Origin of the sequence: Bacillus sp. A01H (genome assembly GCF_045277205.1) — a bacterium.
GTDB classification, from domain to species: Bacteria; Bacillota; Bacilli; order Bacillales; family Bacillaceae_G; genus Bacillus_A; species Bacillus_A paranthracis.
This window is the reverse complement of sequence record NZ_CP117702.1, coordinates 1,884,088-1,909,770: the sequence shown is the minus strand read 5'-3', so window position 1 is coordinate 1,909,770 and position 25,683 is coordinate 1,884,088. Positions and strand designations below refer to the sequence as shown.

The following is a 25,683-nucleotide window of genomic DNA, read 5'->3' as shown; positions in this document are numbered from 1 at the left end:
CCTTCGATATGTAAACTATTAAAATGATTCGAAAAGTAATTAAAAAACCCTCTTATTTTCATAAATCTTTATTATAATCAGTACGGCCTGTAACAATGTATTTAAAGAAAAAAACGCCATCTTTGAAAGTTGGCGTTTTCTTCTTCTAAAATTTTTTTCAAACTCAATCTTTCGTTTTACTATTTCTAACGATAAACACCTATACAGTTTCTACTACCGCCTCAAGCATTGTTCCATTTTTAGCATAATTCGTATGCCAAGAAAAAGCTTTTTCTAAAACATGAGGAGTTTGTCCACCTCTCGTTTTAGCTTCTTCGTAATAAGCTCTTAGCTGATCACGATACATTGGATGTGCGCAATTCTCGATAATTAATTCCACTCTTTCTCTTGGGGCCAGTCCTCTTAGATCAACATACCCTTGTTCAGTGACGATAACATCTACATCGTGTTCCGTATGGTCCACATGTGAAACAAAAGGAACGATACTTGAAATGTTGCCACCTTTCGCAATCGATTTCGTAACAAAGATAGCTAGGCGAGCATTTCTCGCAAAATCACCAGAACCACCGATACCATTCATCATTTTTGTGCCTAAAACGTGAGTAGAGTTCACATTTCCGTATATATCTAATTCTAAAGCAGTATTAATCGAGATTAATCCGAGGCGACGAATGATTTCAGGATGATTAGAAATCTCTTGCGGGCGCATCATTAATTTGTCACGATATTTTTCAAAGTTGGAAAATACTTTTTGCATTTTCTCCTCAGAGAGTGTGATTGAACAGCATGAAGCAAAATTGACTTTTCCAGCATCCATAAGATCAAAGACCGCATCTTGTAAAACTTCAGAATACACTTCTAAATCTTCAAACTCCGAATCTAACATTCCATGAAGAACAGCATTAGCCACTGAGCCAATTCCTGATTGTAACGGTGCTAAACGATTTGTTAATCGGCCTACTTCGACTTCTTTTCGAAGGAACTCTATTAAATGCTGTGCCATAATAACAGTTTCTTCATCCGGAGGAACAATTGTCGATGGTGAGTCTAATTGGTTCGTAAACACAATCCCTTTCACCTTTTCAACATCGATTGGAATGCCAATCGTTCCAATTCGATCATCCGTTTTCACAATTGGAATTGGAAGTCTTTCTCCTTGTTTACCTGGTTCATATAAATCATGCAGTCCTTCTAACTGCGTGGATTGAGCCATATTCATTTCAATAATAATGGACTTAGCATTTAAAGAAAACGCTAAAGAATTTCCTATTGAAGTTGTTGGAATAATCATGCCATCTTCAGTAATCGCAACCGCTTCCAAAATAGCAAAATCTACATCCATAACGTCAGCGCGAAGTAACTCTGATGTATGAGATAAGTGCTGGTCCACAAATAAAAAATCTCCGTTATTAATTCCTTTTCGCATAGTCGCATCAGCTTGGAAAGGCAATCTTTTCCCTAAAATTCCTGCTTCCGCAAATAATTTATCTACATCAGAACCTAAAGAGGCACCAGTATAAACATTTACTTTAAAAGATGTATCATTCTTAACTCGGTTTACAAGCGCAAATGGGACTGCTTTTACATCACCTGCACGTGTAAACCCACTTAAGCCTAAAGTCATTCCACTTTCAATCCATGAAGCTGCTTCTTCAGGTGTAACTACGCGATCTTTCAGACGTTCATCCCTAATTCTATTCAAATTATTCTCCATATGTAATCCCTCTCCCTATGAATATTCATAATTATTTTACACTTTAACAGTATCTAAATAGGGATTTCAGTATACAATGGCAAAAATTCAGACAAAACAGCGAATCTAGTCTCTAAAGCAGAATAATTTAGAATCCTAGAAGTTTACGAAAATAACTAGCGTATGATTGACTAACTGGAACCCTCTCTCCATTATCCATAGAAAGTAAAAAAGTAGAATGCGTATCAGGATAAATCGCTTGAATATGATTCACATTTACAATAAAGGAACGGTGGCATCTAATAAATGAATCTTTCGGAAGTAAGTATTCGAATTCTTGTAACGAGTATTTATGTGTCCCTGTTAACTCTTCTGCATTTACATACGTCTTTTTATCTTTCGCCTCTAAATACATGACTTTTGAAAAAGGAACCGGAATCCAGCCGTCCGTTGTTTTTAAAGTAACGACTGATTTTCCGTCCGTTAAAGCTGGATAAATGGCTGTCACGCAACCTTCAAGCTTTCCATTGTTTGAGAATGGTACGGCCATACCATGATAAGGAATACCAAAAACATCCCGATTCATAAACTCAGAGGTTTTTTGGTTTGTCACCATTGCTTTATGAGCAATCGTTCCTTCCTTTATAGGATCACCGACACTAATCTTTAAATCAATTCGTTTACTTGGCCGATAGTATATATATTCTTTCGTATTCGATACAGCAATTGAAATTTCATCTGAAAATAATTCCCCAACAACATCTAATAGTAAACCTAATGTTTTATCTTCCATTCTATTAACACCTCATTCACTATTATACTACTATTATGAATGGCCTCTGTTGCTTTATAAAAAGTTTGATTATTAATTTTATACATTTATCTCCTCATTTGCACAAGGCTTTCTATTTATTTAATTATATAGAATATAACCTACCTTCAAATATGTAAAAATGACATGAACACTACATCAGTAAATACTTGCAACACCTACAAACAAAAAGTCCAAACTATAAACAGTCTGGACTTAGCTTTCATTCTCATTTATTATGTTCTTCTAACCACGAAATCAAATCTTGAAATACTTCTTCTCTATTCACTTCATGGAACATTTCATGTCTTCCATTTTCATATAGACGCAGCGTTACATCTTTTACGCCACATTTTTTATAATTTTCATATACTTCTTTTACACCTTTTCCCATATCTCCAACAGGATCACGATCTCCTGAAAAAATATGTATTGGAAGGTTTTGCGGTGTTTTCTTAAACTCTTCTAGTTTATTTACTTCTAACACACCAGAAAATAATTCTCGATAAAAACTAGTCGTACAAATGAATCCACATAATGGATCCGCAATATATTTATCTACTTGACTGTTATCTGAAGATAACCAATCAAATTTTGTGCGATTTGGTTTAAAGTGCGAATTGAAATTTCCGAAAGATAAAAAGTTTAGCATCGGACTTTTCGTTTTTGCCCCGCGTAATTTCATCTCAATTGTCGCTACTCTATGACCAATGACTCCTAAGAACCCTGGGTTTCCACCAGTTCCTGAAATAAGGAATCCATCATATAGTTCGCCTCTAAGTTGCACAGCTCGTCTTGATAGGAAAGATCCCATACTATGGCCAAGTAAAAATAATGGACATGACTGCTCTTCTTTTATCATTTCCGAAACAAAGATCACATCAGACACAACCTGATTCCACCCTATATCCGGTTCAAAATGACCATAGTCTTCTTCTCTTTTTACTGTTTTCCCATGGCCTTTATGATCATGCGCATAAACACCATACCCTGCTTCTAATAAAGCATCAATAAAATCTGTATAAACACCTGCATGTTCTGTCATACCATGTGCAATTTGAATAATCCCTTTCGGTTCACATTCTGGTAACCACTTGCGTAAATAAATTTCTGATTCATCCAATGCCGTAACGAAACTTTCCTGTACGTTCATTTCGTCAGCCCCCAACTCTATTATGTATCTCAAAAATGAATATCTATTCATTATTCTTATTATGTATTATATGCAATTGCTTTCATTATGACAAATACCTACCTTTTCCGATTAGCTGTCAAACTATTTATGTTGACGAAACGTCTATAAAATTATATAGTTACTTACATAAAGTAACTATATGGTTTTAGGAGGTTTTTACTATGATGCCATCACTATTTTTAGCACATGGTTCACCAATGCTCGCTATTCAAGATACAGATTATACAAGTTTTTTAAAAACACTTGGAGAAACATATAAACCGAAAGCAATTGTTATTTTCACTGCTCACTGGGAAAGTGAAGTATTAACGATTTCCTCATCAGATAACGAATATGAAACAATTTATGATTTTGGAGGTTTTCCTCCAGAGTTATATGAAATTAAATATCGTGCAAAAGGTTCTTCTAGCATTGCATCCATGTTAGAAACAAAATTTAAAAACAAAGGTATTCCAGTTCATCATAATATGACGAGAGGTTTAGATCACGGCTCATGGACACTATTGCACCGTATGTATCCAGAAGCAAATATTCCTGTCATACAAATATCAGTAAATCCATTCCTTTCTGCAAAAGAACAATTTAAGATTGGAGAAGCATTAAAAGGACTTGGACAAGAAGATATTTTAGTAATCGGTAGCGGTGTTACCGTTCATAACTTACGAGCACTGAAATGGAATCAAACTACACCCGAACAATGGGCAATTGAATTTGATGATTGGATTATAAAACATATGCAGACTAACGATAAAGATGCGTTGTTTAATTGGGAAAACAATGCGCCTCATGCACAATTAGCAGTACCAAGAGCAGAGCATTTTGTTCCTTTATTTATCGCTATGGGAAGTGGTGAAAATAGCGGTGAAGTCATTCACCGTAGTTACGAGCTTGGTACATTAAGTTATCTTTGTCTCCAATTTTAAAGAAAAAAGGATGAAGCAATCATTGCTTCATCCTTTTTTCTTTCACTTAGTTAACTAACTTCCAAATGTCGTTTCTCTGATACCTCTTCGTTCTTATTATGAAAATAAACCCAAATACACGCAATAAACAATAGTGATGATGTAGAGAAGAAAACATATTGAAACCCTGCATGTGCTGCAATTTGTCCACCAAGTACTGGTCCAATCATATTTCCTAAAAACTGAAACGATTGATTATATCCAAATATTCGTCCCGTTACATGAGTTGGTGTATGTTGTTTTAGTAGAGTTTGTACGGAAGGTAATAATCCTGCTTGTGCAATACCTAATAAAAATCTAAGAATTAATAGTTGCCAAGCTGAGGTTACAAATGCTTGCGGGATAAAAATAATTCCTGCAGCAAACAACGCTACAACTAACGTTTTTTGAGGACCGATATGATCTGATAATCGTCCTAATCTTGGTGCTGCCAAAATAACAGCTAATCCTGTCGCTGACATAACGGCGCCTGCAATTGTTTCAATATGCGCTGTTTGAGGACCAACTAAATTTTTCACGTACAATGTAACAATTGGCTGAACAGACATATTAGCAAGTTGAATAATAAATGTTGTTACAAACAAACTAATAATCAAATGTTTAGCTGGAACCATCGTCCATACTTTTTTCGTTTGTACTTTTTTTGCTTGAGCAGAGTGATTTTCTTCATGTAGAAAGAAAAAAACGATGAGAAAGGAAAGGAATAAAAAAGCTCCTGTAACAAGAAAAACATGACGCATTCCAATTAACTCAGATAAATAACCTCCAAGTAACGGTCCAAGTAAAGAACCGCTCACGCCACCAGTTGAAATTGTGGAGATCGCCCAACCTGAATGCTCTTGCGGAGTTTCTGCTGCAATAAATGTCATTGCTGTTGAAAGGAAACCAGATACTGCTCCCATCAAAAATCTTAGTGCGACTAGTTGATATACATCCGTTACAAACCCCATAAGCGTCATAATAATCGCCATACCAAGGCTAGCACGAATTAGCATCAATTTCCGTCCATGTATATCACCAAGCTTTCCCCATATTGGTGATACGATCGCACCCATTAAAAATGTTACACCAAATGCAAGTCCCGACCACTGTGCAATACTAGAAGTGCCAGTCACCCCTAATTCCTCAATATAAAAAGATAAAAAAGGAATTACTAAACTCATACCGGCTGCAGTGGTAAAACAACCTAGCCAACAAATCATTAAATTTCGTTTCCAGCTGGCCATTTTCACACCTTCTTTCTTTAGATACCCATTCTACACCCTTTCTTATAAAAAGTTTAGTAATTTGCTTTATTTGTAAGATTTACTACAAAACCCGCTATTTTCTAATAAAAATCACTACATTCCCACATTTTTTTCATAATAAAACCAACTCCACCTAAATGAAGTTGGTTAATAATCCATGATCGGTATTAAACGTGCATTACAACATCTCTCATAAAACTCAATTGGGCCCGCTTGCCCAATAATTGCATATTCATAACCCTCTTGCTTCATACTATGTAGACTACAATGTAACAATTGCTTCCCTACACCTTTCACACGATTTTGTTTCGCCGTGCCCATTGGACCAAACAATCCTTTCTTTCCTCTCACTACGTCATAACAAGCGAAACCTACTATCACTTCTTCTTGCTCTGCTATATAAATAGGTAAGTTTTCTTTATATGTACGAAATCCATACTCTATCGAATGTAACCACCGTTCACCAAATTCTGCTTCAACAAAAATTGCTAATTGTTCAAAATCAGAAGCGTTAGCCTTTCTAACAGTACAAGTTAAATCATTATAAATAGGAACAAAACTTTTTAAATCGACTGCTAAATCTCTTGGCTCAGCTATAATACGTAATATATCTCTTTGCATCTGTGCATTTTCAATAACTGGATTTACACGAAATAATGCATATATAACATGTCCTTCATTAATTATTACTTGCTGAAAACGTTCCATACGTTTTTTCGCTATTTGTAAAATTTCTAGCGTCTTATGGGATAATTTATATTGTCCTATTTTTTTATAATCTTGATCCGTTAAATCATATTGTTTTCGTAATGAAAATTTTTCTGAAAAATCCGTACCCATATTACGGAACAAATACATATACAACTCGCCACAAACGCCAGTACCTTCTTTACACATGCCAATAAATAAATGAACTGGTTGAATGATATTACATTCTGCCTCTTCTGCTGCAATCTCCAATATGTTATGCACACGTTTTGTAAATTGAAACTCCTCCATATGTATTTCCATCCTCTACTAATTTACTAACAAACCGTAACCATAAATAATTGAAACAATTACACCCACTACCAATATACCTGGAAGTAAATTTGCCACCTTGATTTTAATAATACTAAGCAAGTTCAATCCAATAGCGGCTATCATAATACCACCTGTAGCTGTCATTTCTACTATAAATTGATTCATTAATTCCTTCGGGACCAAACTATTAATTTGTGTTGCAAAAATTGCAATACCACCCTCATATAAAATAACGGGAATCGCTGAAAATACTACGCCAATTCCTAAAGTTGTCGTTAATATAATAGAAATGAATCCATCGATAATTGCCTTTGTAAATAAAATATCATGATTTCCGCGAATTCCACTGTCGAGTGCACCAAGTATCCCCATCGCGCCAATTGCAAATATTAAAGTAGCTGTTACAAAACCTTCTGATATGCTCCCTTTCCCTTTCGATCCAACTTTATTTTCTAGCCAATCTCCTAACTGTTTTAACTTTCCCTCTAATTGTAACCATTCCCCGATGACGGTACCAATTACTAAACTTAGTATGACAACAAGAAAATTTTCACTTTTCAATGCCATTTGAAGTCCAAGTACAGTAACCGCTAAACCGATTGCATGCATAATTGTTCCCTTCATACTTTCTGGTATTCTACTAAATAATTTACCTAGTAAAGTACCAAATATAATGCAAATCCCATTTACAACTGCTCCTAATATAACCATTTCTCATTCTTCACCCTTCGAATTCTTTATTTCTATATTTTGGTTTATTCATTGATTTACAGGTTATCTATATGTTAACTTAATATTGAGAATATTAACAAATGTTTTTTTCAATACATAAACCGCATTTTTTATATCTGTACATAAACCAATTACTTTTTATAGACTCATTGCTAATTTAATTGCGGGATAAACTCAAAAGGGAAGGTATTTATGAAAACTTTACTAAAACGATTTTTGTTAATAGCCTTTTGCATTACGCCAATTGTTGTATTAATTAACCACTCTTTTACTTCAAAAGCGAAAGACAAACCCGATTTCCAAAACAAATCTAGCAAAACTGCTTCAACGAGAGAAAAGAAAATAGAAGACCCAGAAATTACCCTCACCTTTTCTGGTGATACAATGTTTGATTGGCAATTACGTCCGGTAATCGAAAAAAACGGGGCTGATTATCCATTCCAGCATGTAAAAGAAGAAATAACAAAAGCTGATATTTCTTTCGTTAATTTAGAGTCTGCATTTACAACGAGAGAAAAAAAAGCTCCTGGACAACTGTTTTGGATTAAAAGTGATCCATCCACGCTTCAAGCTATAAAAAACACCGGTTATGACATCGTAAATATCGGGAATAATCATACACTTGATTACGGACAAGAGGGATTACTAGATACAATCTCTTACGTAGAAAAATCAAAGTTCCCTTACATTGGAGCCGGAAAAAATGCAAAAGACGCATATACTGCACGAGAAATGACTGTAAAAGGAAAAAAATTCAAATTCCTTTCATTCGTCCGATTTATGCCTGATTTTACTTGGGTAGCTGATGACAATAAACCTGGCGTTGCGAACGGGTATGATTTAAATCTTGTAACAAAAACAATTAAAGAGCAAAAGAAAGATGCAGACTATTTAATTGTCTATATGCATTGGGGTGTCGAAAAATCAAATCGTCCGGTAGATTATCAAAAACAATATGTAAATAAAATGGTTACAGCAGGAGCCGACGCGATTGTCGGAAGTCATCCACATTGGTTACAAGGGTTTGAATATTATAATAACGTTCCTGTCGCTTACTCATTAGGAAACTTTTTATTCCCAAGTTATGTGAACGGAAAAAGTGCTGAAACTGGTGTATTAACTTTAACTTTTAAAGGAAAGGATGTCCAAATGTCATTCAATCCTTATATCATCCGTAACAACCAAGTTTCCCCTGTGAATGAGGAGGAAAAGAGAAAAGCTCTACAATATTTACAAGAAGTTTCAAGCGATGTAGAAATTGATGATGCAGGGAAAATAAAAAACAGACGAAACTAAACAGCGCATAATCTATTTTCCTGTAATATACATTAAAGAATAGGTGATGAACATGCTAAAAGATTTATTAGAAAATGTAAGTTTGTTAGAGAATATTTATAAAATGTCTATAGCCGTTCTACTTTTATGTTCACTTTTCTCTGTTAGACTTCTAAAAAAAATAAAACGGGAACGAAAACTTACTACCTTTGAATTTACTATGTATGTAATCATTCGTATTGCGATCCTCTTTTGGTTAGCTAGCTTTATTCTTCTTGAATTTAATGAATATCTAGTTTAACTATAAAAAAGATAGAACAAGCATTATATTTCCCCGCTTGTATCTATCTTTTTTATTTGGGTGCTAACTCTTTCCTTCTATTAAATAAGCAAATCAAACAAAACAGGATTTTTATTAAGCTCCATAAATTGAATGTTATTTTCTTTAAAACGGGTAATTAACTGCTCGTAATCTTCTTTATGTTTTAATTCTACTCCGACTAATGCTGGACCATTTTCCTTATTATGTTTCTTAATATACTCAAAGCGAGTAATATCATCTTCTGGCCCTAATCCTTTATCAAGAAATTCTCTTAACGCACCTGAACGCTGTGGGAATTCAATGATGAAATAATGCTTTAATCCTTCATAAATGAGAGATCGTTCTTTCATTTCTTGCATTCTATCAATATCATTATTTCCACCACTTAGCGTACAAACAACTGTTTTACCTTTTATTTCATCTCTATATAAATCAAGCGCTGCAATAGAGAGTGCACCAGCTGGTTCAGCTACAATCGCATTTTTCTTATACAGTTCTAAAATCGTCGTACAAACCTTTCCCTCTGGTACTAAAACAATGTCATCAATTACATCTTTACAAGTTTCAAATGTTAACTTTCCTACCTTTTTAACCGCTGCCCCATCAACAAAACTATCTATTTTCTCCAATGCGACATTATCATTTTGAAGAAAAGCCTCTTTCATAGATGCAGCTCCCATTGGCTCTACCCCAATGACCTGTGTAGCAGGACTAACACCTTTCACATATGTACCAACACCTGATGCTAATCCACCACCACCAATTGCTGTAAAGATATAATCAACCGGTTTCTCCATATCATGCATAATTTCAACTGCCACTGTCCCTTGACCAGCAACTACGTACGGATCATCAAACGGATGAACAAATGTCATTCTATTTTCTTCACAATAACGCTGTGCTTCTTGGAAAGAGCTATCAAATGTATCACCAACTAATACAATTTCCGCAAAATCACCACCGAAAAATTGTACTTGTGACACTTTTTGTTTAGGTGTCGTCGTCGGCATGAAAATTTTTGACGGAATCTTCAATAAATTACACGTATAAGCTACTCCTTGCGCATGATTACCAGCACTTGCACAAACAACACCGTTTTGTAATTGTACTTTCGGTAAACTTTGAATTAGATTATACGCACCACGAATTTTGAAAGAGCGAATTAATTGTAAGTCTTCTCGTTTTACATAAACGTCACAATCATATTTCTCAGATAAAACTGTATCACGTTGTAACGGTGTTTTAATAACGATATCCTTCATGCAATTATGAGCCATTAAGATATCTTCAATTTTCACTCTCTCCTTTACCTTTTGCACCATTTCATATCATCCTTATCTCTTTTATATTGGCTCAATCAAAATTTGGGACTTTTAGGACTGCACCTGTATTCGCCGACGTTACCATCTGTGCGTAGCGCCCAAGCCATCCCGTTTTCACTTTCGGTTCTGGTCGTTTCCATTCTTTTTTACGCTTATCTAATTCTTCATCACTAATTCTTACTTCTAACAACCTTTCCTCAACATCGATACAAACGATATCCCCTTGTTCAAGAAGTGCAATCGTTCCGCCCGCAGCTGCTTCTGGCGAAATATGCCCTACTGAAATACCACGTGAAGCACCAGAGAAACGACCATCGGTTAACAACGCAACATCTGCACCTAATCCCATGCCAGCAATCGCTGACGTTGGTGCTAACATTTCCGGCATACCAGGACCGCCTCTTGGTCCTTCATAACGAATAACAACTACATCTCCTTTTTTAACCTTCCCAAGCATAATGCCGGCAAGCGCCTCATCTTGTGAATTAAAAATAACACAAGGTCCTTCAAATCGTTTTACTTCAGTTGCCCCGCTTTTAATAACTGCTCCATCTTTCGCAAGGTTTCCTTTTAATATACGTAATCCACCTTCTTCACTATGAGGATTTTCAAGAGAATGAATCACTTCCTTATCTTTAATCTCTGCATGAGCAATATTTTCTCTTAATGTTTGCCCCGTAGCAGTAATACGATCTAAATGAAGTACCCCTTCTTTTCGGCTCATCTCTTTCAAAATTGCACTAATCCCGCCCGCGCGATCAATATCTTCCATATGCCAATTAGAAGCAGGGCTTACTTTACATAAATGTGGTACACGCCTTGAAACAGCATCAATACGGCTCATATCATAATCTAGTCCTGCCTCATGTGCGAGTGCTAATGTATGTAACACTGTATTTGTTGAACCGCCCATCGCCATATCAAGCGCGAACGCATCATCAATTGCTTCTTCTGTTACGATGTCTCTCGGTTTAATATCTCTTTCAATTAAAATCTTTAATTTCTCTGCTGCTTGTTTAATTAATTCCTCACGTCTTGGATCAATAGCTAAAATACTACCGTTACCAGGAAGAGCTAAGCCTAATACTTCACATAAACAGTTCATAGAGTTCGCTGTAAACATACCGGAACAAGAACCACAAGATGGACAGCCATGATCTTCAATATCTTTTAATTCTTCTTCTGAAATTTTCCCAGATTGATAAGCTCCTACTCCTTCAAAAACGGAACTCAGATCAACAACTTCTCCTTTAGATGTTTTTCCTGCTGCCATCGGGCCGCCCGAAACAAACACAGTCGGAATATTAATACGTAGTGCAGCCATCATCATACCAGGTGTGATTTTGTCACAGTTTGGAATACAAATCATGCCATCAAACCAGTGTGCATTTACAACCGTTTCTACTGAATCTGCAATGATTTCTCGACTCGGAAGCGAATAGCGCATACCGATATGCCCCATCGCAATACCGTCATCTACTCCAATTGTATTAAATTCAAATGGAACCATGCCTGCTGCACGTACTGCTTCTTTAACAAGTTTCCCAAACTCATTTAAGTGCTTATGACCTGGAATAATTTCAATAAAAGAATTACAAATAGCTATAAACGGTTTATCAAAATCTTCATCTTTCAAACCAGTTGCTTTTAATAAACTACGATGCGGCGCTTTATCAAAACCTTTTTTAATCATGTCACTTCTCATCTTGTCAAATCCCCTCTTACGTATTTTTCACTTACAATCTATTACTCTATTTCTTTACTAATTCTTTCGGTGCATGAATCCAGCTCATCATTTCACGAAGCTCTGCTCCTACTTTTTCTAACTGATGATTTTGCTCTGCTTTTTTCATCGCATTATACGTTGGACGCCCAGCTTGGTTTTCTAAAATCCATTTCTTCGCGAATTCACCTTGCTGAATTTCTGTAAGTACTCGTTTCATTTCTTTCTTCGTTTCATCTGTAACAATTCTCGATCCTGTTACATAATCTCCGAACTCTGCCGTATCGGAAATAGAATGTCGCATGTTCGTTAAACCACCTTCGTACATTAAATCAACAATTAACTTTAATTCATGTAAACATTCGAAGTATGCAATTTCAGGACGATATCCGCCTTCTGTTAACGTTTCAAAACCAGCTTTCACAAGTGCAGTTACACCTCCGCAAAGTACCGCTTGCTCACCAAACAAATCCGTCTCTGTTTCTTCTTGGAATGTCGTTTCAATTACACCTGCACGTGTACAACCTACACCTTTTGCATAAGCAAGTGCTACATGTAACGCTGTGCCTGTTGCATCTTGATGTACTGCGACTAATGCTGGAACACCATTTCCTTCTTGAAATACACGGTGAACGAGATGACCTGGACTTTTTGGCGCAACCATCGCTACATCTACGTAACTTGGCGGATTAATTTGGCCGAAGTGAATGTTAAATCCATGTGAAAAAAGTAACATTTGTCCTTCACGAAGATTCTCTTCTACCTCTGCTTTATACACATGAGCTTGCTGTTCATCTGGCAGTAACATTTGTACAACTTGCGCGGTTCGAACTGCTTCTGAAACAGACATTACTTCAAATCCATCTGCTTTTGCTACTTCAAAAGACTTACCAGGCCGAACACCAACTACAACTTCCACACCAGAATCGCGTAAATTTTGCGCCTGTGCATGACCTTGAGACCCATAGCCAATTACCGCAACTGTTTTCCCTTTTAATAACTCTACATTTGCATCTTGCTCATAATATGTTTTCATACTCCATACACTCCTTATAATTTGTTTACTTGCAGTACATTGATTAACTTTTTCAACTGACCGACGAGTAATGTTGCTTCTTGTTCTGTACAAACTGCCGTTAACTCCATTTCACTTTCATTTAAATTTAATGAAGAAATATAATAACCACGCCGAGCAAAAATTCCACTTATGCGTAATAAGACATTTGGATCGTTATCGATAACTAATGAAAAAGTATGACTCATTCTTCCCACCTCTTCATAATCATTTCGTTATTCCCTTTATTTGGTGGAACCATCGGAAATACGTTTTCACCTTCTTCTACACAAAAATCAACTACGACAGGTCCTTCATGAGCAAATGCTTCTAACATCACTTGTTTCGCCTCGGTTGAATTTATCGCTCTTAATCCTTTCACTCCATAAGCTTCTGCCACTTTCACAAAATCTGGCGATCCAATTTTCGACTCTGATAATCGATTTTCATAAAACATTTCTTGCCATTGCCTTACCATCCCTAAAAATTTATTGTTTATAATAAATACTTTTACAGGGATGTTATTTTCAGCAATTGTTTGTAGTTCTTGAATATTCATTTGAAAAGAAGCATCACCTGCAATACAAATAACGAGTTCTTCTTCTTTTGCAAGCTGAGCACCAACTGCCGCCGGGAAGCCAAATCCCATCGTTCCTAATCCACCTGATGTTAGAAAAGTCCGCGGGTTTTTCGCTTTATAAAAATGCGCAGCCCACATTTGATGCTGTCCTACTTCTGTCGTAACAATCGCTTCACCATTCGTTAATTCACTTACTAAGCTAATAACATGCTGTGGTTTTAACTCACTTTCTTTTTGAATATAGGAAAGAGGGTATTCCGCTTTCCATTCCTCGGTTTTCGTAAGCCATTCATCTGTCTGTGTACAAATTGGCATATGTAACAACATGTGTAACGCTTTTTTTACATCTCCAACAACTGGATACTTTACCGCTACATTTTTTTGAAACTCCGAAGGATCTATATCAATATGTACCTTTTTCGAATGCGGAGAAAAGAGTTCTAATTTTCCTGTTACACGATCATCGAAGCGAACACCTAAAGCAAGTAATAAGTCACATTCTGTTACTGCCATGTTTGCAGCGTACGTTCCATGCATACCGAGCATTCCTAAAAATAATGGATCTCCCGGCGGATATGCACCTAGTCCCATTAAAGTTGACACGACTGGAATACGATTTTCTCTTGCAAATTTGATCAGTTCATCAGATCCATCTGAATGAATGACACCTCCTCCAATATAAAGAAGTGGACGTTTCGCTTTTGAAATTTCTTTCGCTACCTCTCTAAGTTTCATGCTGTCTGGTACGAGTTCTGGTTTGTACCCCGGAATATCAACTTCTTCATTAAAGAAACTGGTGACTTTTGCATTTTGAACATCTTTTGGAATATCAATTAATACCGGCCCCGGCCGCCCGCTTTCGGCGATGTAAAAAGCTTCTTGTACAATGCGCGATAAATGATTCACATCACGAACTTGGTAATTATGCTTTGTAACAGGTACTGTAATTCCAACAACATCTGCTTCTTGAAATCCGTCTTTACCAATTAATGACTTTGCAACTTGCCCTGTAATGACAACTAAAGGAATCGAATCCATATAAGCATCTGCTAAGCCCGTAACTAAATTTGTCGCCCCTGGGCCAGAGGTAGCAAAGACTACCCCGACCTTTCCAGAAGCTCTCGCATATCCTTCTGCCGCATGAATAGCAGCTTGTTCATGACGAGTTAAAATGTGCTTTAAACCACTTCCGTATAACGCATCGTACACTGGCAAAATCGCTCCGCCCGGATAACCGAAAACAGTCGTTACGCCTAAATTCTTCAAGCATTGAATAACGTGTCCAGCTCCTGTCACATCTTCACACTGTAATTTCTCATATGTTGTATACTGTTGCTCCATTTTAATTAACTCCTCTCCCTACCTACAGTAAGCTTTCCGCCAATCCTGGAACACGTACTCCTCTTTCCCTCGTTAACTTTTTAAATTCCTCTGTCAATTGTTTCGTTACACTTCCTGGTTTCCCATCTCCAATTTCTCTTGAATCAACTTTTACAACAGGAATTAATTCTGCTGCCGTTCCCGTTAAAAATACTTCATCTGCTACATATACGTCATGGCGAGTAAATGGCCTTTCCTCACATGGAATATGAAGTCGCTCACATAGCTCAATAACACTATTTCTTGTAATACCTTCTAATGCTCCTAAATAGGATGGCGGGGTTAATACTTTTCCATCTTTCACAACGAAAACATTATCTCCAGATCCTTCACAAACATATCCTTGTTGATTTAACATAAGAGCCTCTAGCACTCCTGCTTGTGCCGCTTCAATTTTTACAAGTACGTTATTTAAGTAGTTCATTGACTTAATACGTGGGTCTAAAGCATCTGGCGTATTACGTCTTGATGCAACAGATACAACGCTTAATCCATTATCGTAAAATTCCTGTGGGAATAACTTTAATTGTTCTGCAATGATAATAACGCTCGGTTTCACACAACTTCTCGGATCGAGCCCTAAGTCCCCTTTTCCTCTTGAAACAATTAACCGAATATAAGCATCTGCATACTCATTTTTTTGAAGTGTCTGTAAAACTGCTTCTTCCATTTCGTCAACCGTCAGCGGGATTGTAAGTAAAATAGATTTTGCCGATTCATATAATCGTTTTACATGTTCTTTTAAACAAAATACATTTCCACCGTAACTACGAATCCCTTCAAATACACCGTCTCCGTATAAAAAACCATGATCATATACTGAAACAACTGCCTTTTCTTTTTCTACAAATTCCCCATTCATATAAATGTACTGATTTCCCATCTCACATCGCTCCTCTTTTTTTCTCTCTATTTTTGCAATCTATTTCTATATCGATTGCTGAGATGAGTATTTTTAACAGAATATTCAGTATATAAACTTTAAAAATATACTCGTCTCAACAATCGATTACATACATACTTATAGCAATCCATTGCTGAGACGAGGGAATCGTGGTACCACTCAGCTTCCTTACACTTCTCACGAAATGTAAGCTCTGCAAGTCCAATTAGACTTTTGTTTTTCTATCGGAAACAACCCCGCTACTTTTTACTAGTTTTCAAAAGTAGTGCTCCGAGGTGATCTTCAATGATGACATTGTTACCACCCTCACAGCATCTGGGTAGCTCTCTGAAACAATTTTTATCATTTACTCTCCTCTTCTACGCATTCTCTTATTTTTAAAAATAAAAACTCTCGCCTCAGCAATCAACTACTACAATTTAGTAGCTTTGATTGCTGAGGCGAGAGTTTCGCGTTACCACTCAGCTTCCTTATACTTCTCACGAAATATAAGCTCTGTAGGTCCAATTAGACCCCCGTCCTTTTACCGGAGACGATGCCGTCGCCCTCTACTCAGTTTCCCTTTCGCAAGCGATGCTCCGAGGTGATCTTCAATGACTCGATTGTTACTACTCTCACAGCCTTGGAGTAGCTCTCTGAAACGATCATAATCATCTACTTTCCTCTTCTTTGCATATACAACATATAAAGTTAGAAAATTCTCAATTAACTTTCATTTGTTAAACGTATTATAGGACGTTGTTCTTTTCATTGTCAACATGTTTTTTTGATTTTTTTTAATACTACATATATTTTCGAATCTTTTTTATTGCGCAATAAAACTTTTTATATAATACTATATAAAACATATATATTTAGGAGGATTACAACAATGTCCGAAATAACATACGAACTCGCAACCTTCGCAGGCGGTTGCTTTTGGTGCATGGTAAAGCCGTTTGATGAACTTCCTGGTATTCATAAAGTACTTTCTGGCTATGCAGGTGGTCATGTAGAAAACCCAACATATGAACAAGTAAAAGCGGGTACATCTGGTCATTTAGAAGTTGTACAAATTACATTTGATCCTTCTATTTTCCCATATGAAAAATTACTGGATTTATATTGGCCACAAATCGATCCAACTGATGATGGCGGACAATTTTTTGACCGTGGTCCATCTTATCGCACCGCTATTTTTTATCATAATGAAATGCAAAAAGAACTTGCTGAAAAATCAAAACAAACTCTTGCGGAAAGCGGTATGTTTAAAGAGCCAATCGTAACTGAAATTCGCCCGGCTGCACCTTTTTATGAGGCTGAAGAATACCATCAACATTTCTATAAAAAAAATCCAGAGAAATATGCTACTGAGCAAAAAGAATCTGGCCGTGCAGATTTTATAAAAGAAAATTGGCAAAAAAAATAATAAAAATGCATCGTACCTTTTAAGTACGATGCATTTTTATCTTTGAAAAAAGTACCATACAATGATAAAAACAACAGCTGTTAATGTCCAAAGTATTATCTCATTTTTAGTTTTATTCTTTTTATTAGTCATTTTATTTTCTCCTTATAGCTATTTAACATATTCAAGATTTCCTTTGTTTCATTGTCCACCTTATATACGTGAATACATCCTTACAAATTCTTATAACAAGACCACCAACGATTCCGATTGTAATTGAAATTACTAACATCTGTACAAAACTAAGAGTAGTTGTGTATGTTATGTAGATAACAATACATATAAGTAAAACATCCGGTAAAGAAAGTAAAAACTTTTTAAACATTTCTTTAGCTCTCCTATGTTTTATTTATAAATTATATCTTTTAAAAAAGAAATCTATTACCGTTTCTTAAATAAAAAACCTCCAGTTTAAGCACTAGAGGTTTTCCATTTTATTTCTTCAATCTCTCAATAAAATCCTGTAATTTATCAAGTGATTTCATATTCTGATTACAGGCCACGGCATCTTTGCAAATATAGTTTCCCTTTTTCACGAAAGTTCCTGGTATATCACCTTTAATTTCAACTAAAAACATCCCTACCTCTTCATGTCCGTGACATAAAGAACAAATGCTCTTTTTATTTAAGCTTTGGAACGTTCCTTGCAGACCAACAAACTTATTTTTATCATTTTTTGCTATAATAAATTTCCTGCTTGATCCTTTATCAATCCAGCTTAAATAAGATATTTCTTTCATATCTATTTCTTCCATATCAGGCAGTTTTAACTTTTTCGCTTTAGGAAATAGTTTTTTTAATGTTTGCGCTGTAACTTCCTGAAACGGAATGACGTACGGATTTATTTTCATTAAAAACGATTCTGCATCTTCTCTATTTTGAACTGTTAATACCGTATCGATTAACTCTTTCTGCTCATCCGTTAAATTCTCAAATACATGTATTATTTTTTCAATTGCTAATGATTTTAACGCTTGAATGACACCTCTATCATTTGCCGTTGCGTGCCCATTCGCTAAAATATAAGCTTGTGATTTTATAAAATTATATTGATCACTTCTAATAAAAGCTTCCATCTTTATCACTCCATACAAATTGTTGATCTAATCTTATTGTATACAATGATTTAGCTTTTTGGTATGTAAAAGATAACTTAGAAACGAATATTACATACATCGATTATATTTTACCGCTCCATTTCCTGACAAAAGAAGCCATCATCTGTTTTCCATTCCGCATATAACACGTCTTCAAATTTAGTAATTCCTTTTTGCTTTATTTGCTTATACAGCCATCCTTCATCAAAGCCCGCTTCTCTCAAATTATCTTTCACTACTTTTCCATCACTAATTAATGAAATTGGTAAGTATACAGGCTTATGTTTTAAACTTAAATCATTTATAGTGGGAGATTCGTATTTACTTTTTTTCAGAACACTTATATTTCCGTTAGGTTCTAATATCATATATTCAACTTCTCGGATTGAAAATATATCTTTTTGTTGCCTAAGCATTTGTTGTAATTGGTTAATGTCCAAATGATTTACACTTAATTGTTCACGATCAATCTTTCCATTACGAATAATAATGGAAGGATATCCTTCAAAAAACCTTCTTGTTCCTCTTATTTTTTGCGTTATCACTTCTATTGTATAAATTAAAATTACCCATACAAATACTGAATATAAAATAGACCACACTTTAATTTTAGGATCATATATTGAATTTCCAACGAGCTCACCAAGAACAATAGCAGAAATAAAATCAAATGGCGTCAGCTGAGATATTTGTGTTTTCCCTAATATTTTTGTAGCAATTAATAGAACAAAGAAACCAATTAAAAGCTCTATCGTTATTTGTCCAATATGATTCATATATGCTCACCTTTCTGCTTTTCACTCAAATGTTCTATTTAGTAAAAAAACGACATATTTTTCTATTATCTTTCCCATTCATAAGCTATATATCCAATAGATACAAAGCAAAAAAGAGTCTAGTTCAAAATAATATTTGAACTAGACTCTTTTTTTCATTTAGAATACACAATCTTTTTAATCGTTTCTCCGGAAAGAAAATACTCTTCTGCAAGTTGATGAATAGCAATTCCACTTTTAAACGCTTCTTTAATGGCTTTGTTTCTTTCATCTAACTGTTTTCTTCCTCCAGATCGTGTTCCCCATTTATAATGTTTCGTTTCTTGTTTTGGAATGTAAATTGTTTCACCTTGTATATACTTTTGAATTTCAGTAATTAAACTCTCTGGTAAAACTGCCTTAGCTTTTACGTATTTCATTTCTGCTCGCCCCTTATTTTTTATGGTTCATTTCAATAAGGTGCAAAGCCAAATACAAAAAATGATACAAGCTCATTTTGGCGATGAATTGTATATTACCTGTCTACCTCACGCAAAGTATCGCCATTTCCATACTTGGCTTTGCATGAGACGCTGCAGTGTCTGGCAATTGAATTATAATCGCCATGTAAACACCTCCTAATATACCTTTTTCATTACATTATATGATAAATTCCTTCCCCTTGCATCCACATCCTTTTTAAAGCATGAAATTACTTAGTTTGATATAATACTTTTTAGTCCAATCAAAAACTATAGTGAGGTTGCTTTATGAAAAAGAAAATAATCATTACAATCATTACATTATTCATTATTACTGTAGCATTATTCGGAACATACAAATTGATGAATGCAAGAAGCTTTCAATTATTTGGAGATTTAACAAATCGAGTAGAAACAAATGAAAAGGTGATTGCTTTAACTTTTGATGATGGCCCTACTAACAATGTAAAACAAATATTACCGCTACTAGATACATACAATGCAAAAGCTACTTTCTTTTTAATTGGAAATGAATTAGAGAAAAACCTATCGTTAGGAGAATCTATCGTACAATCTGGACACCAAGTTGGAAACCATACATATTCTCATAACAGAATGGTTTTTAAAACACCTTCTTTTATTAAAGAAGAAATAGAAAAAACGAATGCATTAATCCGCCAAACAGGATTTACAGGCGCAATTGATTTTAGACCACCTAACGGGAAAAAGCTAATTGGTCTGCCCTATTATTTAAATAAAAACAATATCGAAACAATCACCTGGGACCTTGAACCTGATACTTTTTATAAATCTGCTGCTGATAAAATTGAATATGTTAATAAAAATGTAAAACCAGGTTCTATCATTTTACTGCACTCTATGTATGATGAGTCTAATGAAAGTTTACAGACCATTGAAGGTATTTTAGACTCTTTATCTAAGAAGGGCTATCAGTTCGTAACAGTAAACGAACTACAAAAAAGAACAAAGTAAGAAAGGTAGCGTATCATACAATGATACGCTACCTTTTTGTTTAAATAATGCCAAGTACATTTAAGAATACGATAATAATCGCAATTGGTGCGATGAAGCGAAGTAAGAATAACCATAATACGAATAATTTATAGCCTTTATTTTTACTTACACCAAGCTCTTTCATTAATACATCTTTCTTCATTTTTAAAGGAACAAAGATAGAAACTAATAAAACACCAAGTGGCATTAATACGTTACTAACTGCATAATCCGCTAAATCAAAGACTGTCTTTCCGAAAATCTTCAGATCGCTTAATATACCAAATGACAATGCTGATGGTACTCCTACAACGAAGATTAATAAACCTACGATTAAAGCCATTTTTTCACGTTTCCCTTTACCTTTTGCAGTTAAAGATGCCACGCTAATTTCTAACATCGAAATCGCTGATGTAATAGTAGCAAAGAAGAATAGTAGTAAGAAAACGATGAAGAAGAATTTTCCGAATGCCATTTTACTAAAAATAGCTGGCAGTACGATAAATAATAGTCCCGGTCCTTGAGATGGTTCCATTCCAAATGCGAACACTACTGGGAAAATTGCAAGTCCTGCAAGTAATGTAATCACAAGCGTTAAAGCTACGATAGAAAATGCTGAACGCGGTAAACTTTCCTCTTTCGGTAAGTATGAGCTATACGTTACCATTACTGCTACTCCGACTGATAGTGAGAAGAACGATTGTCCCATCGCATATAAAATAACTTCTGATGTTACATGTGAGAAATCAGGTTGTAAGAAGAAACGAACCCCTTCTCCTGCACCATCTAACGTAAGTGCACGAACGATTAATACAAAGAATAAAACGAATAGTGCTGGCATGAAATATTTATTTACTTTTTCAACACCATTTTGTACACCTTTACTTACGATAAAAATAGTAATAAGGATGAATAATAGCTGTGATCCTACTGCTAAATACGGATTGGAAATGATTTCACCAAACGTAGCTTCGTATGCGCCATTTCCTTCCCATAGTCTACCTGTAATTGCATTCCATAAATATAATAAAATCCAGCCTCCTACAACACTGTAGAAAGAAAGTAATATGAAACAAGTTACAATCCCTAATTTCCCTAACCATGGCCATAATGTTTTTGGTGCGATTTCTCTATACGCATCAACAGCCTCTTTTTGTGTACTTCTTCCGATAACGAATTCAGCTAATAATAGCGGTAAACCAATTAATAATGTGAAACCGATGAAAATAAGGAAGAACGCGCCGCCCCCTCCAATTCCGGCCATATACGGGAACTTCCAAATAGCCCCTAGACCAATTGCTGAACCTGCCGCAGCTAATACGAAACCTAATTTCGATGTCCATTGCTGTGAATTCATTTGTTAATCTCCTCTCTTTATCTTTTTCTGTTTTACAATTCGGTATTTATATTGTTCTATCCACACTCTTTTCTAATACGTTCACTTCCTCTCTACTAATAAAAAACGCCCCTACGTAAATACGTAGGGACGACAAAAATATCGCGGTACCACCCTAGTTATGAAGATACACCAAAGTTAGGACCTAAATAAAAAACGTCCCTACGCAAATACGTAGGGACGATAAATTATCGCGGTACCACCCTAGTTATGAAGCCACAACAAAGTAAGACCTAAATAAAAAACGTCCCTACGTAAATACGTAGGGACGATAAATATCGCGGTACCACCCTAGTTGTGAAACAATCTTCACCACTTTATTTGATAACGGTATAAACTACCGTCTTTCATTTCCTCATAATGTGAGATTTATGAAAGATGCTCCAGGACGAACTTCATGAATAATCTATATACTGATTCACACCAACCATCAGCTCTCTGTAATAGGGAGATATTCACTACTATACCCTTTCATTGCCCAAATATTATTTTCCGAATTGATTACTATCATTTTTATCACACATTAAAAATAGTGTCAACTTATATTTTGAATTTTTACGTATTACATTCTATTTGAAAATGTAAAATATGACTTTTAAGTGGATAATATTAGAATATTTATGTTCCATACTATATTAACTACTCTAACAGGTTTATAGTAATATACGATAAACGTAAGACAGCACGAGTAGGAGGAAAGAATTTTGTCTACTTCAAAAGTTTTAAAAGGAACTGCTTTATTAAGCGGCGCAACAATGATTTCACGTATATTAGGTTTTATATACTTCTTCCCTTTTCAACTATTAGTCGGAACACAAGGGGTCGCTTTATATGGATATGCATACTCTTGGTACGGAATTTTATTAAGCTTTTCAACTGCCGGTATCCCTATTGCCGTTTCCAAATTCGTTGCAAAGCATAATGCGCTTGGTGATTATAGTACAAGCAAAAAATTATACAACTCTAGCGTAAAATTAATGTTGTTTATGGGATTTTTAGGGTTTTTAGTTTTATTTATTGGAGCACCCTACATATCACAATTTATTATTCGCTCGAAAACGCCAGATCCACAATTTATCTCTGACGTAACACTTACGATGCGAGCATTAAGTTTTGCACTTATTATCGTACCAGCTATGAGTGTTACACGTGGTTATTTCCAAGGATTTCAACATATGAAACCAAGCGCTGTTTCTCAAGTCGTAGAACAAATTGCACGCGTTGTTTTCATTTTAGTTGGTAGCTTTATCGTCTCAAAACTATTAGGAGGTTCCGTAGCCTCTTCTGTTGCAGTTGCTACGTTTGGAGCTGTTATCGGAGCACTTGCAAGCGTCTCTATTTTAATGATGTACTGGAAAAAATATAATGGGTTAAAACCTCCCGAAGGTGAATTAAAATCAAGAGCATCCAATATTCCATTAAAAAATATTTATATAGAATTACTTCGATATGCCATCCCAATTGTATTTGTCGGCATCGCAATTCCACTCTACACGTTAGTAGATCAATATACTGTAGCTGATGTCCTTAGAGCGATGGGAGAGCCGTTAGAAACAGCAAATGCAGTTTTCGCTTATATAACGAACTATGCCCAAAAGTTAATTATGATTCCAGCTTCACTTGCAACTGGATTCTCCTTAACGATCATTCCGGCTATAACGAAATCTTATACAAGCGGGAAATTAGAAGAATTACAAGAACAAATTTCAAAGATATTTCAAGTCTTGTTATTCTTCACAATCCCGGCTGCATTTGGTCTTGCTAGCATCGCTTACGATGCATTCCGCATGGTTTATGTAAATCCTGAAATCGCACTTGGTGGATCACAATATTTAATTTCATTCGCACCGTCTGCTATATTAAGTGCGATTTTCACAGTTTCAGCAGCTATTTTACAAGGAATCGATTATCAACGAAAAACAATGATTGCATTCTCAGCCGGAATTCTCGTTAAAGTTGTAGTAAATACACCGCTCTTACATTTATTTGGCGGACACGGTGCTGTACTTGGAACCATTCTTGGATACCTCGTTTCCAATAGTATTATGTTGTACTGCATCGTTAAGTTTGCGAAATTTAAAATTGGTGAGACAGCAAAAACAGTATTTCTTATTACAATTTACTCCGCAGCAATGTCTGCTGTTGTGATGGCATTAAAAGCAATTTTGACATGGTTAATTCCTGGACAATCTTATATCGAATCACTTCTCATTGTCGTTATATGTGGCGCTGCAGGAGGGATTGTTTACCTTTTATTCGTATTAACAAGTGGACTTGCTTCACATATTCTCGGTGATAAGATTCAACAATTACCAGTATTAGGTAAATTAATCAAATAAAAAAGAAGGGATGTAACTCGTTGTTACATCCCTTCTTTTTCACTTCGCATATTGAATATGTTTTTGTTGTTCCGTAATATGTAATTCTGGAGCATGGTGTTCTACTAACTGTAATAGCTCCTCGATTAACACTTCTAACTCCTGTACACTATACTCCGGTTTCCCTATTAAAGCATTCGCCATACGCTCATATAAGTTTTCAGGCTTAATAATCATTCGTTCCACATTATATGGCATCCATTTAAACGCCGGGTGATGTACATACATTTTATTCAAACCAAATAAGACCCCAAATATATTCCTTTGTGCTTCACAAATAACATCATATAGCATAAGCCAGTCTTTTCGTTTTAAAAGTGCCTCTCGATTATGCCAGCGATTGCTTAACCAAAGATTTTCTGAAATCATCCGTTTCGCTAGATTTTCTGGATATGCTACCACTCTATCTTTTAATGCATGTACTTTCTCTTCTCCATACAAACTAACACCGTCATGCACGGATGATACAATACATTGTTTTTCATAACTTATATCATATTGATCCACCACATCCGAAATCACTTTCTCTACTGTTTCTGTTAAAAAGTTACTAATCTCTAATTTAATTCCTTCTTTCGTCAAATACGTTTCCGACCATTCTTCTTCCTCATAAGGATGATATGACAAAATTGTTCCACCAATATAGTTAATAGGCCCTTTACGATCCTCATTCTCTGGTGGCATTGACCATAAAATATGTAGTTCTATATCTGAATGTTCATCTTCTAGCTTTCTAGCTACTGAACCGGCTAAAATAATAGCCTCCACTTTTGGGTTCTTCCTATAAATCTCTGACATTTCTATTGCTTTCTCTTTTAATCCCACTTCATTTCCCCCTATAATTGCATTACAGCCTTACTTCTTTTATTTATTTCGATATTACACATTTTA

24 protein-coding genes and 3 other annotated features are annotated in these 25,683 nt (G+C 35.4%); of the genes, 6 read left to right on the top strand and 18 right to left on the bottom strand.

The genetic code is table 11. From position 1 onward, the window contains the following. Positions 1–199 precede the first annotated feature (199 nt). From PSR14_RS10120 to PSR14_RS10110, 3 genes are all read right to left on the bottom strand, one after another. Entirely contained in the window at positions 200–1,714 is a 1,515-nt protein-coding gene (locus PSR14_RS10120) for an acetyl-CoA hydrolase/transferase family protein (RefSeq protein ID WP_000429847.1), read from the bottom strand. A 127-nt stretch (positions 1,715–1,841) separates the two neighbouring features. Next, positions 1,842–2,486, bottom strand: a complete 645-nt coding sequence (locus PSR14_RS10115; protein WP_000389714.1) for a LytTR family DNA-binding domain-containing protein — start codon at positions 2,484–2,486, stop codon at positions 1,842–1,844. A gap of 247 nt (positions 2,487–2,733) precedes the next feature. Next, positions 2,734–3,657 (bottom strand): alpha/beta fold hydrolase, encoded by a 924-nt coding sequence (locus tag PSR14_RS10110; protein WP_001102559.1) that lies wholly within the window; start codon positions 3,655–3,657, stop codon positions 2,734–2,736. 203 nt (positions 3,658–3,860) lie between these two features. Here PSR14_RS10110 and PSR14_RS10105 point away from each other — a divergent pair, with 203 nt between their 5' ends. Beyond that, positions 3,861–4,622, top strand: a complete 762-nt coding sequence (locus tag PSR14_RS10105) for a class III extradiol ring-cleavage dioxygenase (protein WP_000982925.1) — start codon at positions 3,861–3,863, stop codon at positions 4,620–4,622. A gap of 50 nt (positions 4,623–4,672) precedes the next feature. Here PSR14_RS10105 and PSR14_RS10100 read toward each other — a convergent pair whose 3' ends face one another. From PSR14_RS10100 to PSR14_RS10090, 3 genes are all read right to left on the bottom strand, one after another. Next, on the bottom strand, positions 4,673–5,887 hold the full coding sequence (locus PSR14_RS10100) for a multidrug efflux MFS transporter (protein ID WP_000179317.1): 1,215 nt from the start codon (positions 5,885–5,887) through the stop codon (positions 4,673–4,675). A 168-nt stretch (positions 5,888–6,055) separates the two neighbouring features. Beyond that, positions 6,056–6,907 (bottom strand): GNAT family N-acetyltransferase, encoded by an 852-nt coding sequence (locus PSR14_RS10095; RefSeq protein ID WP_000390865.1) that lies wholly within the window; start codon positions 6,905–6,907, stop codon positions 6,056–6,058. Positions 6,908–6,925: 18 nt separating this feature from the next. After that, on the bottom strand, positions 6,926–7,642 hold the full coding sequence (locus PSR14_RS10090) for a DUF554 domain-containing protein (RefSeq protein WP_000236043.1): 717 nt from the start codon (positions 7,640–7,642) through the stop codon (positions 6,926–6,928). Between the two features lie 213 nt (positions 7,643–7,855). On the opposite strand from PSR14_RS10090, the gene PSR14_RS10085 reads away from it, so the two are divergent. Together PSR14_RS10085 and PSR14_RS10080 are read left to right on the top strand one after the other, a co-directional pair. Next, positions 7,856–8,959 (top strand): CapA family protein, encoded by a 1,104-nt coding sequence (locus PSR14_RS10085; protein WP_061536822.1) that lies wholly within the window; start codon positions 7,856–7,858, stop codon positions 8,957–8,959. A 52-nt stretch (positions 8,960–9,011) separates the two neighbouring features. Next, positions 9,012–9,239, top strand: a complete 228-nt coding sequence (locus PSR14_RS10080) for a hypothetical protein (protein WP_000910228.1) — start codon at positions 9,012–9,014, stop codon at positions 9,237–9,239. 80 nt (positions 9,240–9,319) lie between these two features. Here the strand turns inward: PSR14_RS10080 and ilvA are convergent, their stop codons facing one another. The 6 genes from ilvA to ilvE are packed head-to-tail and all read right to left on the bottom strand — an operon-like array spanning position 9,320 to position 16,202. Next, positions 9,320–10,582, bottom strand: a complete 1,263-nt coding sequence (gene ilvA / locus PSR14_RS10075) for a threonine ammonia-lyase IlvA (RefSeq protein WP_000250338.1) — start codon at positions 10,580–10,582, stop codon at positions 9,320–9,322. A gap of 31 nt (positions 10,583–10,613) precedes the next feature. Next, on the bottom strand, positions 10,614–12,287 hold the full coding sequence (gene ilvD / locus PSR14_RS10070) for a dihydroxy-acid dehydratase (protein ID WP_001255809.1): 1,674 nt from the start codon (positions 12,285–12,287) through the stop codon (positions 10,614–10,616). A 46-nt stretch (positions 12,288–12,333) separates the two neighbouring features. Continuing rightward, entirely contained in the window at positions 12,334–13,341 is a 1,008-nt protein-coding gene (gene ilvC / locus PSR14_RS10065; RefSeq protein WP_098486993.1) for a ketol-acid reductoisomerase, read from the bottom strand. 14 nt (positions 13,342–13,355) lie between these two features. Next, a complete protein-coding gene (locus PSR14_RS10060) occupies positions 13,356–13,568 on the bottom strand; it encodes an ACT domain-containing protein (RefSeq protein WP_000019906.1) in 213 nt (70 codons plus the stop codon). Further along, a complete protein-coding gene (gene ilvB, locus PSR14_RS10055) occupies positions 13,565–15,280 on the bottom strand; it encodes an acetolactate synthase large subunit (protein ID WP_000437840.1) in 1,716 nt (571 codons plus the stop codon). The genes PSR14_RS10060 and ilvB overlap by 4 nt, the downstream gene beginning before the upstream one ends. A gap of 22 nt (positions 15,281–15,302) precedes the next feature. After that, positions 15,303–16,202, bottom strand: coding sequence for a branched-chain-amino-acid transaminase (gene ilvE, locus PSR14_RS10050; RefSeq protein ID WP_000528129.1), 900 nt, complete (start codon positions 16,200–16,202; stop codon positions 15,303–15,305). Positions 16,203–16,354: 152 nt separating this feature from the next. Next, positions 16,355–16,594: a binding site (T-box leader), on the bottom strand. Between the two features lie 62 nt (positions 16,595–16,656). Beyond that, positions 16,657–16,902 (bottom strand) — a binding site (T-box leader). Positions 16,903–17,094: 192 nt separating this feature from the next. Here ilvE and msrA point away from each other — a divergent pair. After that, complete coding sequence (gene msrA / locus PSR14_RS10045) at positions 17,095–17,631, top strand: peptide-methionine (S)-S-oxide reductase MsrA (protein ID WP_073541907.1); 537 nt, start codon at positions 17,095–17,097, stop codon at positions 17,629–17,631. A gap of 163 nt (positions 17,632–17,794) precedes the next feature. On the opposite strand, the gene PSR14_RS10040 is transcribed toward msrA, so the two are convergent. The 4 genes from PSR14_RS10040 to PSR14_RS10025 form a co-directional block, all read right to left on the bottom strand. After that, entirely contained in the window at positions 17,795–17,995 is a 201-nt protein-coding gene (locus PSR14_RS10040) for a hypothetical protein (RefSeq protein ID WP_000473064.1), read from the bottom strand. Positions 17,996–18,104: 109 nt separating this feature from the next. Further along, positions 18,105–18,746 carry a FusB/FusC family EF-G-binding protein gene (locus tag PSR14_RS10035; RefSeq protein WP_000387063.1) on the bottom strand — a complete coding sequence of 214 codons (642 nt, stop codon included), beginning with the start codon at positions 18,744–18,746 and terminating at the stop codon, positions 18,105–18,107. Positions 18,747–18,856: 110 nt separating this feature from the next. Then, on the bottom strand, positions 18,857–19,543 hold the full coding sequence (locus tag PSR14_RS10030) for a DUF421 domain-containing protein (protein WP_001015532.1): 687 nt from the start codon (positions 19,541–19,543) through the stop codon (positions 18,857–18,859). A gap of 155 nt (positions 19,544–19,698) precedes the next feature. Then, positions 19,699–19,962, bottom strand: coding sequence for a CD3324 family protein (locus PSR14_RS10025; protein ID WP_000878319.1), 264 nt, complete (start codon positions 19,960–19,962; stop codon positions 19,699–19,701). A gap of 330 nt (positions 19,963–20,292) precedes the next feature. Between PSR14_RS10025 and PSR14_RS10020 the strand changes: the two genes are divergently transcribed. Continuing rightward, on the top strand, positions 20,293–20,997 hold the full coding sequence (locus PSR14_RS10020) for a polysaccharide deacetylase family protein (protein ID WP_098486994.1): 705 nt from the start codon (positions 20,293–20,295) through the stop codon (positions 20,995–20,997). Between the two features lie 40 nt (positions 20,998–21,037). Here the strand turns inward: PSR14_RS10020 and PSR14_RS10015 are convergent, their stop codons facing one another. Beyond that, complete coding sequence (locus PSR14_RS10015; RefSeq protein WP_001088182.1) at positions 21,038–22,375, bottom strand: sodium-dependent transporter; 1,338 nt, start codon at positions 22,373–22,375, stop codon at positions 21,038–21,040. Between the two features lie 300 nt (positions 22,376–22,675). Beyond that, positions 22,676–22,898 (bottom strand) — a binding site (T-box leader). Positions 22,899–23,118: 220 nt separating this feature from the next. On the opposite strand from PSR14_RS10015, the gene PSR14_RS10010 reads away from it, so the two are divergent. Then, complete coding sequence (locus tag PSR14_RS10010; RefSeq protein ID WP_000107888.1) at positions 23,119–24,753, top strand: polysaccharide biosynthesis protein; 1,635 nt, start codon at positions 23,119–23,121, stop codon at positions 24,751–24,753. 39 nt (positions 24,754–24,792) lie between these two features. Here PSR14_RS10010 and PSR14_RS10005 read toward each other — a convergent pair whose 3' ends face one another. Next, entirely contained in the window at positions 24,793–25,617 is an 825-nt protein-coding gene (locus PSR14_RS10005; protein WP_000523168.1) for a DUF4037 domain-containing protein, read from the bottom strand. Positions 25,618–25,683: the final 66 nt, after the last annotated feature.

Excerpts from the sequence above, each read along its gene's own strand:
- PSR14_RS10025 (WP_000878319.1), bottom strand. The coding sequence starts at position 19,962 with ATGAAATACGTAAAAGCTAAGGCAGTTTTACCAGAGAGTTTAATTACT.
- ilvD (WP_001255809.1), bottom strand. The coding sequence starts at position 12,287 with ATGAGAAGTGACATGATTAAAAAAGGTTTTGATAAAGCGCCGCATCGT.
- PSR14_RS10060 (WP_000019906.1), bottom strand. The coding sequence starts at position 13,568 with ATGAGTCATACTTTTTCATTAGTTATCGATAACGATCCAAATGTCTTA.
- PSR14_RS10090 (WP_000236043.1), bottom strand. The coding sequence starts at position 7,642 with ATGGTTATATTAGGAGCAGTTGTAAATGGGATTTGCATTATATTTGGT.
- PSR14_RS10105 (WP_000982925.1), top strand. The coding sequence starts at position 3,861 with ATGATGCCATCACTATTTTTAGCACATGGTTCACCAATGCTCGCTATT.
- PSR14_RS10100 (WP_000179317.1), bottom strand. The coding sequence starts at position 5,887 with ATGGCCAGCTGGAAACGAAATTTAATGATTTGTTGGCTAGGTTGTTTT.
- ilvE (WP_000528129.1), bottom strand. The coding sequence starts at position 16,202 with ATGGGAAATCAGTACATTTATATGAATGGGGAATTTGTAGAAAAAGAA.
- PSR14_RS10040 (WP_000473064.1), bottom strand. The coding sequence starts at position 17,995 with ATGTTTAAAAAGTTTTTACTTTCTTTACCGGATGTTTTACTTATATGT.
- ilvB (WP_000437840.1), bottom strand. The coding sequence starts at position 15,280 with ATGGAGCAACAGTATACAACATATGAGAAATTACAGTGTGAAGATGTG.
- PSR14_RS10095 (WP_000390865.1), bottom strand. The coding sequence starts at position 6,907 with ATGGAGGAGTTTCAATTTACAAAACGTGTGCATAACATATTGGAGATT.
- PSR14_RS10035 (WP_000387063.1), bottom strand. The coding sequence starts at position 18,746 with ATGGAAGCTTTTATTAGAAGTGATCAATATAATTTTATAAAATCACAA.
- PSR14_RS10115 (WP_000389714.1), bottom strand. The coding sequence starts at position 2,486 with ATGGAAGATAAAACATTAGGTTTACTATTAGATGTTGTTGGGGAATTA.
- ilvA (WP_000250338.1), bottom strand. The coding sequence starts at position 10,582 with ATGGTGCAAAAGGTAAAGGAGAGAGTGAAAATTGAAGATATCTTAATG.
- PSR14_RS10120 (WP_000429847.1), bottom strand. The coding sequence starts at position 1,714 with ATGGAGAATAATTTGAATAGAATTAGGGATGAACGTCTGAAAGATCGC.
- msrA (WP_073541907.1), top strand. The coding sequence starts at position 17,095 with ATGTCCGAAATAACATACGAACTCGCAACCTTCGCAGGCGGTTGCTTT.
- PSR14_RS10015 (WP_001088182.1), bottom strand. The coding sequence starts at position 22,375 with ATGAATTCACAGCAATGGACATCGAAATTAGGTTTCGTATTAGCTGCG.
- PSR14_RS10080 (WP_000910228.1), top strand. The coding sequence starts at position 9,012 with ATGCTAAAAGATTTATTAGAAAATGTAAGTTTGTTAGAGAATATTTAT.
- ilvC (WP_098486993.1), bottom strand. The coding sequence starts at position 13,341 with ATGAAAACATATTATGAGCAAGATGCAAATGTAGAGTTATTAAAAGGG.
- PSR14_RS10020 (WP_098486994.1), top strand. The coding sequence starts at position 20,293 with ATGAAAAAGAAAATAATCATTACAATCATTACATTATTCATTATTACT.
- PSR14_RS10110 (WP_001102559.1), bottom strand. The coding sequence starts at position 3,657 with ATGAACGTACAGGAAAGTTTCGTTACGGCATTGGATGAATCAGAAATT.
- PSR14_RS10085 (WP_061536822.1), top strand. The coding sequence starts at position 7,856 with ATGAAAACTTTACTAAAACGATTTTTGTTAATAGCCTTTTGCATTACG.
- PSR14_RS10030 (WP_001015532.1), bottom strand. The coding sequence starts at position 19,543 with ATGAATCATATTGGACAAATAACGATAGAGCTTTTAATTGGTTTCTTT.